The organism is Nocardioides daejeonensis, assembly GCF_003194585.1.
In the GTDB taxonomy this organism is placed as follows: Bacteria; Actinomycetota; Actinomycetes; order Propionibacteriales; family Nocardioidaceae; genus Nocardioides; species Nocardioides daejeonensis.
The window spans coordinates 824,528-836,764 of the sequence record NZ_QHKZ01000001.1 but is presented as its reverse complement, the minus strand read 5'-3'; the positions used below and the strand labels follow the sequence as shown (position 1 = coordinate 836,764).

At 71.2% G+C, this 12,237-nt stretch carries 14 protein-coding genes; all 14 read left to right on the top strand.

The genetic code is table 11. The features are described from left to right. The first annotated feature begins 12 nt into the window (after positions 1-12). The 14 genes from DNK54_RS04035 (at position 13) to rpe (ending at position 12,197) form a co-directional block, all read left to right on the top strand. Entirely contained in the window at positions 13-528 is a 516-nt protein-coding gene (locus DNK54_RS04035) for a hypothetical protein (RefSeq protein WP_110205621.1), read from the top strand. A 108-nt stretch (positions 529-636) separates the two neighbouring features. Beyond that, on the top strand, positions 637-957 hold the full coding sequence (gene mihF / locus DNK54_RS04030) for an integration host factor, actinobacterial type (protein ID WP_110205620.1): 321 nt from the start codon (positions 637-639) through the stop codon (positions 955-957). 7 nt (positions 958-964) lie between these two features. Further along, positions 965-1,540 carry a guanylate kinase gene (gmk, locus tag DNK54_RS04025; protein WP_110205619.1) on the top strand — a complete coding sequence of 192 codons (576 nt, stop codon included), beginning with the start codon at positions 965-967 and terminating at the stop codon, positions 1,538-1,540. Between the two features lie 63 nt (positions 1,541-1,603). Next, positions 1,604-1,924, top strand: coding sequence for a DNA-directed RNA polymerase subunit omega (rpoZ, locus tag DNK54_RS04020; RefSeq protein ID WP_110205618.1), 321 nt, complete (start codon positions 1,604-1,606; stop codon positions 1,922-1,924). 16 nt (positions 1,925-1,940) lie between these two features. Beyond that, positions 1,941-3,146: a bifunctional phosphopantothenoylcysteine decarboxylase/phosphopantothenate--cysteine ligase CoaBC gene (gene coaBC / locus DNK54_RS04015; protein WP_110205617.1), complete on the top strand. Its 1,206-nt coding sequence runs from the start codon at positions 1,941-1,943 to the stop codon at positions 3,144-3,146. Positions 3,147-3,264: 118 nt separating this feature from the next. Continuing rightward, positions 3,265-4,461 carry a methionine adenosyltransferase gene (gene metK, locus DNK54_RS04010; RefSeq protein WP_110205616.1) on the top strand — a complete coding sequence of 399 codons (1,197 nt, stop codon included), beginning with the start codon at positions 3,265-3,267 and terminating at the stop codon, positions 4,459-4,461. 169 nt (positions 4,462-4,630) lie between these two features. Beyond that, entirely contained in the window at positions 4,631-6,652 is a 2,022-nt protein-coding gene (locus DNK54_RS04005) for a primosomal protein N' (protein ID WP_110205615.1), read from the top strand. Between the two features lie 43 nt (positions 6,653-6,695). Then, on the top strand, positions 6,696-7,241 hold the full coding sequence (gene def / locus DNK54_RS04000) for a peptide deformylase (protein ID WP_110205614.1): 546 nt from the start codon (positions 6,696-6,698) through the stop codon (positions 7,239-7,241). Positions 7,242-7,254: 13 nt separating this feature from the next. Continuing rightward, positions 7,255-8,181, top strand: coding sequence for a methionyl-tRNA formyltransferase (gene fmt, locus DNK54_RS03995; RefSeq protein ID WP_110205613.1), 927 nt, complete (start codon positions 7,255-7,257; stop codon positions 8,179-8,181). A 1-nt stretch (position 8,182) separates the two neighbouring features. Beyond that, entirely contained in the window at positions 8,183-8,644 is a 462-nt protein-coding gene (locus DNK54_RS03990; protein ID WP_110205612.1) for a hypothetical protein, read from the top strand. Continuing rightward, entirely contained in the window at positions 8,637-10,097 is a 1,461-nt protein-coding gene (locus DNK54_RS03985) for an RsmB/NOP family class I SAM-dependent RNA methyltransferase (RefSeq protein ID WP_110205611.1), read from the top strand. Before DNK54_RS03990 ends, DNK54_RS03985 begins: the two co-directional genes overlap by 8 nt. A 123-nt stretch (positions 10,098-10,220) precedes the next feature. Further along, positions 10,221-11,171 carry a non-homologous end-joining DNA ligase gene (ligD, locus tag DNK54_RS03980; protein WP_110205610.1) on the top strand — a complete coding sequence of 317 codons (951 nt, stop codon included), beginning with the start codon at positions 10,221-10,223 and terminating at the stop codon, positions 11,169-11,171. Next, the gene (locus DNK54_RS03975) at positions 11,171-11,515 is read left to right on the top strand and encodes a cupin domain-containing protein (protein WP_110205609.1); all 345 of its coding nucleotides are present in this window, start codon (positions 11,171-11,173) and stop codon (positions 11,513-11,515) included. Before ligD ends, DNK54_RS03975 begins: the two co-directional genes overlap by 1 nt. Positions 11,516-11,531: 16 nt before the next feature. Next, positions 11,532-12,197 carry a ribulose-phosphate 3-epimerase gene (rpe, locus tag DNK54_RS03970; protein ID WP_110205608.1) on the top strand — a complete coding sequence of 222 codons (666 nt, stop codon included), beginning with the start codon at positions 11,532-11,534 and terminating at the stop codon, positions 12,195-12,197. The last annotated feature ends 40 nt before the right edge of the window (positions 12,198-12,237 follow it).

Below are 12,237 nucleotides of genomic sequence, written 5' to 3'. Positions count from 1 at the left end.
AGGTGCTGACCGATGTCGCGTCGCGGTGCACAGCGGGCGAGGACGATCAGCGGTTCGGCAGGCCTCGCAGGCAACGCGCCGCCCGTTCGGCGTCTCGCGGCCGTCCTCATCCTGACGCTGCTGTTCGGCCTCGGCGCCTGCTCGAAGAGCGCGGAGGAGAAGCGCGCCGACTACTGCGCCGCGGTCAAGGATGCCTCGACCGGTCTCACCCGCACGGCCGACGAGGGAGGTGCCTCCGCCTTCCTGAAGGCGCTGCCGGTCCTGGAGGAGCTCGCCGAGCAGGCACCGAGCGACCTCAAGGACGAGTGGCAGACCTATCTGGGCGCGCTGCGCAACCTGCGCGACGTGCTGGCCGAGGCGAAGGTGACTCCCGAGGAGCTGAGCGACGGCGTACCGAAGCGGCTGTCGGAGGAGGAGCGGGCCCGCGTGCTCGGCGCCGTACGCAACGCTCGGAGCCCCCAGACGCAGGCGGCAGCCCAGGGCATCACCCAGCAGGCGCTCGACGTCTGCCGGACCCAGATCCTCTGACGATCGACGCAGGCTCACAGCGAGCGACCCGGCGTTGCCGGGGCTCCGCGGCTGTGACTAGGGTGAGCCGACACCGCCATTCGATGCCGAAGGACGAGGACCCCACCCGTGGCACTGCCCCCGCTGACCCCCGAGCAACGCCAGGCGGCGTTGGACAAGGCCGCTGCCTCGCGACGGGAGCGGGCCGAGGTGAAGAACCGGCTCAAGCACTCGGGCGCCTCCATCACCGAGGTGATCCGCGAGGGCCAGGTCAACGAGGTCATCGGCAAGATGCGGGTGATCGACCTGCTGCAGGCGATGCCCGGACTCGGGAAGGTGCGTGCCGGCCAGCTGATGGAGCGGCTCAACATCGCCGAGAGCCGCCGCGTGCGCGGCCTCGGGGTGAAGCAGATCGCCGCCCTCGAGGCCGAGTTCTCCTCGCGCGGCTGACCACGCGATGACAGAGCAGGACAAACCGGCGCCCAGCCGGCTGGTGGTGCTGGCCGGCCCGACGGCGGTCGGCAAGGGCACGGTGGCGAACGTGATCCGCGAGGAGCATCCAGAGGTGTGGATCTCCGTGTCGGCGACCACCCGGCCCGCGCGGCCCGGTGAGATCGACGGCGTGCACTACTGGTTCGTCTCCGACGAGCGCTTCGACGAGATGATCGCCGAGGGCGAGCTGCTGGAGTGGGCCGTCGTGCACTCGGCCGCGCGGTACGGCACGCCGCGAGGTCCGGTCGAGGAGGCGTTGGCTGCCGGTCGGCCGGCGCTGCTCGAGATCGACCTCCAGGGCGCCCGGCAGGTGAAGGCCTCGATGCCGGAGGCACTCTTCGTCTTCCTCAAGCCCCCCTCCTGGGAGGAGCTGGTACGCCGCCTGGTGGGCCGGGGCACCGAATCGGAGGAGGAACGGGAGCGTCGGCTGGCCAGCGCGCGGGTCGAACTGGCCGCGGAGAGCGAGTTCGACGTGGCCATCGTCAACCACGAAGTTCGTGAAGCCGCAGGTCAGTTGCTAACCTTGATGCGGCCTGTCTGATCTCCTGGTCAGTCTCCCGGCCCAGCTCCAACCCATCTCAAGCGAAACGTGAGGCCTCTGCACGTGTCTGCCCCCACCGGTGAGGGTGTTACCCACCCGTCCATCGACGAACTGTTGACCAAGACGGACTCGAAGTACAAGCTCGTCCTCTACAGCGCCAAGCGCGCCCGGCAGATCAACGCCTACTACTCGCAGCTCGGCGAGGGCCTCCTGGAGTACGTCGGCCCGCTGGTCGACACCCACGTGCAGGAGAAGCCGCTGTCGATCGCGCTCCGCGAGATCAACAACGACCTGCTGACCTGCGAAGACATCGACCCGGCCGAGCTCGCCGCCGAAGAGGCCGCCGCTCAGGCCGCCGCCGAAGCAGCCTTCCCGGCCGAGTGACCTTCGGCGGACATCCATGAGGATCGTCCTGGGCGTCGCCGGCGGGATCGCGGCGTACAAGTCGTGTGAGGTGCTGCGGCGCCTCAAGGAGTCCGGGCACGACGTCACCGTCGTGCCCACGGCGGCGGCCCTCGAGTTCGTCGGTGCGCCCACCTGGGCCGCCCTCTCGGGCAAGCCGGTCTCCAGCGAGGTCTGGGACGGCGTGCACGAGGTGCCGCACGTCCGGATCGGCCAGGAGGCGGATCTCGTGATCGTCGCGCCGGCGACCGCCGACCTCCTTGCCAAGGCCGCGCACGGCCTCGCCGACGACCTGCTCACCAACACCCTGCTCACCGCCCGCTGCCCGGTGCTCTTCGTGCCGGCCATGCACACGGAGATGTGGGAGCACCCGGCCACCCAGGCCAACGTGGCCGCGCTGCGCCAGCGCGGCGGCCAGGTGATGGAGCCGGCCGAGGGCCGGCTGACGGGCAAGGACACCGGCAAGGGGCGGCTTCCGGAGCCGCTCGAGATCGTCGACCTGGCCATGGACGTGCTCGCCCGGGGCCGGGTCAGTCAGGACCTGGCCGGTCGCCACGTGGTCGTCTCCGCCGGCGGCACGCGGGAGTTCCTCGACCCGGTGCGGTTCCTGGGCAACCGCTCCTCGGGCCGGCAGGGGCACGCGCTGGCCCGGGCGGCACTCGCTCGTGGAGCGGAGGTCACCCTGGTGGCCGCCAATGTCTCGCTGCCGGAGCCTGCCGGAGCCAAGGTCGTGCCGGTGACGACGACCGAGGAGCTGCGGGTCGCCGTGCTCCGTGCCGCCGCCGGTGCGGACGCGGTCGTCATGGCCGCGGCTCCGGCCGACTTCCGGCCGGTGCACAGCGAGACCGCGAAGATCAAGAAGGCCGCCGACGGCTCCGCGCCGGTCGTCGAGCTGGTCCAGAACCCCGACATCCTCAAGGAGCTCTCCACCGAGCGGCTCCGCGACGGCCAGATCGTGGTGGGCTTCGCCGCCGAGACCGGCGACGAGACCGGCTCGGTCCTCGACCTCGCCCGGGCGAAGCTGGCCCGGAAGGGCTGCGATCTGCTCGTCGTCAACGACGTCAGCGGTGGCGCGGTCTTCGGCGCCACCGACAATGAGGCGGTCATCCTGGCGGCCGACGGCGACGAGGTGCCGGTCCCGCGGGGGAGCAAGACCGAGGTCGCGCACGCGATCTGGGACCAGGTTGCTGCTCGGCTGGGCTGACGCCGACCCTGAGCAGGGCGGGGGCCGAGGCGTGGACGTCCGGATCGTAACCGGGAGGCGCGGCTATCGTTGCACGACGCAGTAACACCGAACACACCTGTTGGGAGTGAGTACGACTGTGGCTGGACGCCTCTTCACCTCCGAGTCCGTGACCGAGGGTCACCCAGACAAGATCGCTGACCAGATCAGCGACACGGTCCTGGACTATCTGCTGGAGCACGACCCCAAGTCACGCGTCGCCGTGGAGACCCTGCTCACCACCGGCCTCGTCGTCGTGGCGGGCGAGGTGACCACCAACGCCTACGCGCCGGTCGCCCAGCTGGTGCGCGAGAAGATCATCGAGATCGGCTACGACCACTCCGACAAGGGCTTCGACGGCCTGACCTGTGGTGTGCAGGTCGCGATCGGCTCCCAGTCCGCCGACATCGCGCAGGGTGTCGACACCGGGCACGAGGCGCGCGTCGAGGCCTCCGCCGACGAGCTCGACGGTCAGGGCGCCGGCGACCAGGGCCTGATGTTCGGCTACGCCTGCGACGACACGCCGGAGCTCTTCCCGCTGCCCATCAAGATCGCGCAGTCGCTCGCCGAGCGCCTGACCGAGGTGCGCAAGGACGGCACCCTCGACTACCTGCGGCCCGACGGCAAGACCCAGGTCACCATCGAGTACGACGAGAACAACCGTCCGGTGCGGATCGACACCGTCGTGCTCTCGACGCAGCACGCCGAGGAGATCGACCTCGAGTCGACGCTGCAGCCCGACATCAAGAAGCACGTCATCGACCCGGTGCTCGCTCGCTTCGACATCCCGTCCGAGGGTTACCGCCTGCTGGTGAACCCGACCGGCCGCTTCGTGGTCGGCGGTCCCATGGGCGACGCTGGCCTGACCGGTCGCAAGATCATCGTCGACACCTACGGCGGCATGGCCCGCCATGGCGGTGGCGCCTTCTCCGGCAAGGACCCCTCGAAGGTCGACCGCTCGGCCGCCTACGCGATGCGTTGGGTAGCCAAGAACGTCGTCGCGGCCGGACTCGCCCGTCGCTGCGAGGCGCAGGTCGCCTACGCCATCGGCAAGGCGCACCCGGTCGGCGTCTTCATCGAGACGTTCGGCACCGGCACCGTGCCCGACGAGCAGATCCAGGAAGCCGTGCTCAAGGTCTTCGACCTGCGTCCGGCCGCCATCATCCGCGACCTCGACCTGCTCCGCCCGATCTACGCGAAGACCTCCGCCTACGGCCACTTCGGTCGTGAGCTCCCCGAGTTCACCTGGGAGCGCACCGACCGCGCCGACCAGCTCAAGGCCGCCGTCTCCGCCTGATCTGCTCTTTCTGGAACTGTTCCAGCCTTGGCAATTCCCCGCCCGGGCGGGGAATCTGTCGCTTAGTCACCGTTGCTACGGCCGACAAGTGACAAGTTCCCCGCCCGGGCGGGGATTTTGTACGACGACAGCGCGGGGTGTGTCTGGCGCGACTGGTAGGAATTGCCGCATGAGTCAGGAGCGGACGCAGCAGGAACTGCTGCCGGGCATGGTGCGGGCTGGCTTGCGGCGTGCGCCGGCGCGGTCCGGTGTGGAGATCGCTGCTGACCGTCCGGTTGCCCAGGTGCTGGTCGATCTGCCGCTGGCTCACCTCGACCGGCCGTTCGACTACCTGGTCCCCGCGAGCATGGCGGAGCAGGCGGCTCCGGGGGCACGGGTGAAGGTCCGCTTCGCCGGGAATGACGTCGACGGCTTCATCGTCGGTCGGGTCGCGGCCAGCGAGCACGAGGGCCGGCTGCAACCGCTACGGCGGGTCGTGAGCGGTGAGCCGGTCCTGAGTCCGGCGGTCGCTGAGCTCAGCCATCTGGTGGCGGAGCGCTATGCCGGCACCCGCGCCGACGTGCTCCGGCTCGCCGTCCCGCCCCGCCATGCCACGACCGAGAAGGCAGCGCACCTGGGCCCGGCACCTCCGGTGCTGCAGGGCGGCGCCGTCGACGAGGCGTGGGCGGGGCTTGAGCACGGCAGCGAGTTCCTAGCGGCGCTGCGCACCGACGGGAGCCCCCGCGCGGTGCTGGCCGTGCCACCCGCGGCGTCCTGGCCGCGGCTGCTCGCCGAGGCGATCGGGGCGGCGTACGCCGGCGGGAGGGGAGCGCTGGCCTGCGTCCCCGATGCGCGGGATGTCGACCGGCTCGACCAGGCGCTCACCGAGCTCCTCGGAGCCGGCCAGCATGTCGTCCTGACCGCGGAGCAGGGGCCGGCGGCCCGCTATCGCTCCTTTCTCGCCGTCGCCCGGGGGGAGCGCAGGATCGTGGTCGGCAACCGGGCTGCCGCGTTCGCGCCGGTGCACGATCTCGGCCTCGTGGTGATCTGGGACGACGGTGACGACCTGCATGCCGAGCCGCGGGCGCCGTACCCTCACGTGCGCGAGGTGCTGCTCCTGCGCGCCCAGCACGAGTCGACGGCGGCGCTGGTCGCCGGGCATGCGCGCACGGTTGAGGGGGAGTACCTGCTCCGGACCGGCTGGGCGCACCCGGTGCAGGCGCCCCGGGAGCAGGTGCGCGCCGCGGTACGCGTCGGAGTCACCGGCGCCAGCGACCACAGTCGGGAGCGCGATCCCCTCCATGCCGCCGCGCGGATCCCCGCCGAGGCCCACGCGCTGATCCGCTCCGGGCTAGGCGAGGGCCCGGTACTGGTGCAGACGCCGCGGTCCGGGTACGCCGCACGGCTGGCCTGCGAGCGGTGCCGTACGCCGGCCCGCTGTCGGGCCTGCCACGGTCCGTTGAGCCAGGCCCGGCCGGAGGTTGCGCCAGGCTGTCTCTGGTGTGGCGAGCACTCTCCCGAGTGGGCCTGCCCCGAGTGCGGTCACCGCGGGCTGCGGGCGCCGGTGCGCGGCGCGGACCGTACCGCGGAGGAGCTGGGGCGCTCCTTCCCCGGCGCCACCGTGCGGAGCTCCTCGGCACAGCGTGTGATCGATCGCGTCGGCCCGCAACCGGCGCTGGTGGTGGCGACGCCCGGGGCGGAGCCGGTGGCCGAGAGCGGCTATCGCGGGGTGATCCTGCTCGACACCTGGTTGCTCCTGGGACGCGATGACCTGCGTGCCGAGGAGGAGGCGCTTCGACGCTGGTTCAACGCCGCCGCGCTCGTCGCGCCCGGCGGTCGGGTGCTGGCGGTGGGCGATCCGTCGCTGCCGGGCTTGCAGGCGCTGGTGCGCTGGGATCCGGCAGGTCACGCCGCACGCGAGCTGGAGGAGCGCCGCTCGGCCCGGCTCACCCCCGCCAGCCGGATGGCGACCCTGGAGGGCCCGCCGGGTGCGGTCTCCGACGCGATGCTGGTGCTGGAGCTCCCCGAGGGCGCCGACATCCTCGGTCCCGTGCCGGTGCCGTCCCGCGACACCGACGTGGAGCGCATGGTGCTCCGCGTGCCACGGCATCTCGGTGGTGCGCTGAGCAAGGCGCTGCTCGACCTGCAGAAGGTCCGTTCGGCCCGCAAGCTGGATCCTGTCCGCGTGCAGGTGGATCCGATCACCCTCTGACCTCGGACTAGACTGTGCCGCCTGTCCAGCCCCGAGGAGCAGCGTGGCCATCCAGCCCATCCGTTTGTTCGGCGACCCCGTCCTGCGCAGTCGCGCGGTCGAGGTCACCACGTTCGACCGAGAACTGCGCACGCTCGTGCAGGACCTCACCGACACGATGCTGGAGGCTCCGGGAGCCGGCCTCGCTGCTCCACAGATCGGCGTGAGCCTCCGCGTCTTCACCTGGAACGTCGACGGCGAGGTCGGGCATCTGATCAACCCCTCGCTCGACCTCTCGGAGGAGACGCAGGACGGACCGGAGGGCTGCCTCTCGCTGCCCGAGCTCACCTACGACTGCCTGCGCGCCCTGCGGGTCGTCGCGACCGGCTTCAACATGCACGGCGAGCCGGTCACGATCGAGGGATCTGACTATCTGGCACGCGCGATCCAACACGAGACCGACCACCTGGACGGCGTACTCTTCATCGATCGCCTCGATACCGAGGCCCGCAAGGCGGCGATGAAGGAGATCCGGGACTCCGCGTGGTTCGGCCAGGAGAGGCCCGTCGTGAAGCTCTCGCCCCACCCCACCAACGGATTCGGAATCTGAGGAACATCACAGCATGCGTGTCGTCTTCGCCGGTACCCCCGAGGTCGCCCTGCCCGCACTGCGGGCGATCGCCGACTCCGCTCACGACCTGGTCGGAGTGGTGACTCGTCCCGACGCGCCTGCCGGCCGCGGACGCAGGCTGGTGGCCTCGCCGGTCGCCCAGGCCGCCGAGGAGCTCGGGGTGCCGGTGCTGAAGCCCGACCATCCGCGGGATCCGGAGTTCCAGGCAGAGCTGCGTGGGCTCGCCCCCGACGCCTGCCCGGTCGTCGCCTACGGTGCGCTGTTGCCGCAGTCGGCGCTCGACATCCCTGAGCACGGCTGGATCAACCTGCACTTCTCGTGCCTCCCGGCATGGCGCGGCGCCGCGCCGGTGCAGCATGCGATCTGGGCGGGCGACGAGATCACCGGCGCGACCACCTTCCGGATCGTGAAGGAGCTCGACGCGGGGCCGACGTACGGCGTCATGACCGAGCGGATCCAGCCCAGCGACACGTCGGGCGACCTGCTGGGCAGGCTGGCCGACGGCGGCGCCGACCTGCTGGTGCGCACCCTCGACGGCATCGCCGACGGGAGCCTGGTCGCCGTCGAGCAGCCCAGCGACGGCGTCTCCTTCGCACCCAAGATCCTGACCGAGGACGCACAGGTCCAGTGGAGTGAGCCGGCTGTCGCAGTCGACCGACGGATCCGCGCCTGCTCGCCGTTCCCGGGGGCCTGGACGACGCTGGAGGGCGAGCGGTTCAAGATGGGCCGGGTCGAGCTGGTCCCCGAGGTGGCGCTGCCGGCCGGTGAGCTCACGGTCGGCAAGAACGAGGTCCTGGTCGGCACCGGCACGCACGCGGTGCGGCTCGGCGAGGTGAAGGCGTTCGGCAAGAAGCAGATGGGCGCGGCCGACTGGGCGCGAGGCGCACGGGTGGAGTCGGGAACCCGCTTCGGGAACTGACATGGCTGCCGAGGATGCTGTGGACGACCGTGCGGCGACGCCCGAGGACGTCGACGCGATCTGCCGGTCGCTGCCTCATGTCACCTTCGGCACGAGCTGGGGCTCGGCACCGACCTACTTCGTCTCCGATCCGGCGACGAAGGCGAAGCCGAAGGGATTCCTGATCTTCCGTCCGGCGCGGGCGGCCGACGTCGATCCCGCCACGGGCGAGCCGTACGACGACCTGCTCGTGCTCTTCGCCGCCGACCAGGGCGCGAAGGCAGGCGTCGTCGAGAGTCCGGGCCCGTTCTTCACGATTCCGCACTTCGACGGCCATGACGGTTTCCTCGTCCAGCAGTCACGGCTCGGTGAGGTCACGGTCGCCGAGCTGCGCGAGGTGATCACCGACTCCTGGCTGCGGATGGCGCCCAGCAAGCTGCGGCGCGGCTTCTTGGAGGCCGAGCCGAAGAGTGACGATGAGTGAAGCGCGCCGTCGGCCCACTGGCGGCCGCTCTCGGCAGGGACGGAGTCGGATCGACGCGCCGCGGCTGGCGGCGTACGACGTCCTTGCGGCCGTGCGCGAGGACGATGCCTATACGAACCTCGTGCTGCCCGCGACGCTCTCTCGTGCCGGGCTGACCGGCCGCGACGCAGCCTTCGTCACCGAGCTCGCCTCGGGGACGATCCGTTGCCAGGGAACCTACGACGCGATCCTGGCGGCCTGCATCGACCGTCCGTTGGCGAAGACCGACCGTCGGCTGCTGGACGTGCTCCGGCTGGGGGTGCACCAGCTCGTGGCCATGCGGGTGCCTGACCACGCCGCGATCAGCTCATCGGTGGAGCTCACCCGAGCGCGGGTCGGTCCTGGTCCGGCCGGCTTCGCCAATGCCGTGCTCCGCAAGGTCGCCGCCCGGCCACTCGCCGAGTGGCTGGAGATCATCGCTCCCGGAGACGACCCGACAGCCCTGGCGCTGCGCACCTCGCATCCGATGTGGGTCGTGGAGCGGCTGGCGGCCGCCTGGCAGGCGTGCGGCGGCGCTGCGACCGAGCTCCCGGCCCTGCTGGCGGCCGACAACGATGCCCCTGCGGTCACCCTGGTGGCGCGCCCGGGCGTCTGCGCGCCTGAGGAGATGGAGCAGCTCGGGGCTGCGCGGCTGCGCTGGTCGCCGTGGGCATGGGCACTGCCGGGAGGCAATCCGGGGGAGATTCCTGCCGTGGCACAGGGGCGAGCGGCCGTCCAGGACGAGGGTTCCCAGCTGGTCGCCGCCGCGCTCGCGGCCGCCCGGCTCGGCGGCCGCGACGAGAACTGGTTGGACCTCTGCGCCGGCCCCGGCGGCAAGGCCGGCCTCTCCGCCGCACTGGCGGCCCAGCGTGGCGCTCGTCTGCTCGCCGTCGAACGCCAACCGCACCGTGCCGGGTTGGTCGGACGTGCCGTCCGCGCGGTGGCCGGGGGAGTACGTGGCGTGATCGCAGCAGACGGCACCAGGCCGGCCTGGCCGGCGGGCACCTTCGACCGTGTGCTCGTGGATGCGCCTTGCTCCGGACTCGGTGCGCTGCGCCGACGGCCCGAGTCCCGTTGGCGCCGTCGCCCCGACGACCTGCCCGGGCTGGTCGCGTTGCAGGCCGACCTGCTGCGCTCGGGCCTGGAGGCGCTCCGTCCTGGCGGCCTGCTCCTCTACGCCACCTGCTCACCGGTGCTGGCCGAGACCGCCGAGATCGTCGAGAAGGTGCTTGCCGAGCGTGCCGACGTACAGCTGGAGGATCTCCGCGACAACACTGCCCTCGCGCCGCTTCGGAGCACGGACGCACCGCCGAGTCGCGGCCCGCGGCTGTGCCTGCCCGGGGGCGTCGAGGCGGGCGCCCGGACCCTCCAGCTCTGGCCCCATCTGCACGGCACCGACGCGATGTTCCTCGCTCTCCTGCGCCGTACGCCCTAGGAACCGTTGATCAATCTCGTCTGCTGCGCGACGGCGACACTGATCAGCACTTCCCTGGCCGCAGCCGACCGGGACGGCGCAGGTAGGCGACGTCGGCACCGCCGCTGGCGCTACCCTCGGCGCATGGAGGCGGTGGAGGTCGAGGTCGACAACCGGGTGATCCGGATCAGCAACCCCGATCGCGTCTACTTCCCCGAGATCGGGGCCACCAAGATGGACCTCGTCGACTACTACCTTGCCGTCGGCGACGGGATCGTCCGGGCACTCTACGAGCGGCCCTGCATGCTGCACCGGTATCCGAAGGGACTGGGCGGACCGAAGGTGCACCAGAAGCGACTCCCTGCGGGCGCGCCGGAGTGGGTGGAGACGGTCCAGCTGCACTTCCCGCGTTGGAACCGGACCGCTGACGAGCTCTGCGTCACCGAGCTCGGCAGCGTGATCTGGGCGACGCAGATGTCCACCGTCGAGTTCCACCCCTGGAACAGCCGGCGTCCTGAGACGGAACGGCCGGACGAGTGGCGGATCGATCTCGACCCCGGTCCGGAGTCTGACTGGGCCCAGGTACGCCGCGTGGCCGGGGTCGCCCATGAGGTGCTCGACGAGCTCGGCGCGACCGGGTTCCCCAAGACCAGCGGCGGTGCTGGCCTTCACATCTACGTGCGGATCCGCGCCGACCATGACCACAAGCAGGTACGCCGCGCCGCTCTCGCCTTCGCCCGCGAGGTCGAGCGCCGATCACCCGAGGACGTCACCACCGCCTGGTGGCGCAAGGACCGCGATCCGGGCCGGCTCTTCGTCGACTACAACCAGAACGCCCGCGACCACACGATCGCGGCGGCGTACTCGGTGCGTGGGGTGCCTCGGGCTCGTGTCTCGGCGCCGCTGGCGTGGAGCGAGATCGCTGAGGCGGAGCCTGACGACTTCACGATCCTGACCATGCCGGAGCGCTTCGAGCGACTCGGCGATCTGCACGCGGAGATCGACGACCGCGTGTTCGACATCGCGCCGCTGCTCGAGTGGGCCGAGCGCGACGAGACGTCCGGGGCGGCTGACCCCGGGGAGAGCGAGGAGTGATGAGCGCGAAGGAAGACGGACGGGTGGACCTGACCCGGGTCGCCGCGGAGCTGGTGGGTGACCTCGGGAACCACGCCTCCGGCCGCACGGCCCGGACCATCGTGCATGGCAGCGGCCTGCGGACGGTAGTGATGGCGCTGGACACGGGGCGCGAGCTGGCCGATCACAAGGCGCCCGGTCCCGCTGTTCTCCAGGTCCTGCGTGGCGAGCTGGAGCTGCGTTGGGAAGGGGAGGTGGCGGTGCTGCGGGAGGGCGAGCTGATCCCGATCCCTGACGCGATCCACGCCGTCCACGCGCAGACCCGCTGCGCGTTCATGCTCTCGGTGGCGCTGCCCTCGGCGTGACATAGGGTGGTCGCCCGTGGGCATCCAGATCACCCCCAGCATCCTCAACGCCGACCTTGCCGACCTGGCAGGGGAGGTGGCCCGGATCGGCAGCGCCGACTGGGTCCATGTCGACGTCATGGACAACCACTTCGTCCCGAACCTGACGCTCGGGCTGCCCGTGGTCGAGTCGCTGGCGAAGTCGAGCGCCCTGCCGATGGACGCCCACCTGATGATCGCCGACCCGGACCGCTGGGCTCCGGCCTACGTCGAGGCCGGCTGTGGTTCGGTGACGTTCCACGCCGAAGCCGCGGCGGCTCCGGTGCGGCTTGCGCGGGAGATCCGGTCGCAGGGCGGGCGTGCCTCGATGGCGCTCAAGCCGGCGACGCCGGTGGAGCCCTACGAGGAGCTGCTTCCGGAACTCGACATGTTGCTGATCATGACTGTCGAGCCCGGGTTCGGTGGCCAGAGGTTCCTCGACCTGTGCCTGCCCAAGATCCGTCGGGCTCGGGCGTTGCTCGACAAGCACGGCGTCGAGACGTGGCTTCAGGTCGACGGCGGAGTCTCGCTCGAGACGATCGAACGCTGCGCCGAGGCCGGGGCCGATGTCTTCGTGGCCGGCTCTGCCGTCTACTCCGCAGACGACCCGGACCGGATGGTGGCCGAGCTCCGCGCGCGGGCCGAGCGGGTGCGGAACACCTAGACCCTGCTGGCCACCCACCGGACGGGGTGCGCACGATGGT

What these genes read in the sequence shown, in the direction of transcription:
- DNK54_RS04035 (WP_110205621.1), top strand. Translation starts at nt 13, where the DNA reads ATGTCGCGTCGCGGTGCACAGCGGGCGAGGACGATCAGCGGTTCGGCA.
- gmk (WP_110205619.1), top strand. Translation starts at nt 965, where the DNA reads ATGACAGAGCAGGACAAACCGGCGCCCAGCCGGCTGGTGGTGCTGGCC.
- coaBC (WP_110205617.1), top strand. Translation starts at nt 1,941, where the DNA reads ATGAGGATCGTCCTGGGCGTCGCCGGCGGGATCGCGGCGTACAAGTCG.
- DNK54_RS04005 (WP_110205615.1), top strand. Translation starts at nt 4,631, where the DNA reads ATGAGTCAGGAGCGGACGCAGCAGGAACTGCTGCCGGGCATGGTGCGG.
- fmt (WP_110205613.1), top strand. Translation starts at nt 7,255, where the DNA reads ATGCGTGTCGTCTTCGCCGGTACCCCCGAGGTCGCCCTGCCCGCACTG.
- DNK54_RS03990 (WP_110205612.1), top strand. Translation starts at nt 8,183, where the DNA reads ATGGCTGCCGAGGATGCTGTGGACGACCGTGCGGCGACGCCCGAGGAC.
- DNK54_RS03985 (WP_110205611.1), top strand. Translation starts at nt 8,637, where the DNA reads ATGAGTGAAGCGCGCCGTCGGCCCACTGGCGGCCGCTCTCGGCAGGGA.
- ligD (WP_110205610.1), top strand. Translation starts at nt 10,221, where the DNA reads ATGGAGGCGGTGGAGGTCGAGGTCGACAACCGGGTGATCCGGATCAGC.
- DNK54_RS03975 (WP_110205609.1), top strand. Translation starts at nt 11,171, where the DNA reads ATGAGCGCGAAGGAAGACGGACGGGTGGACCTGACCCGGGTCGCCGCG.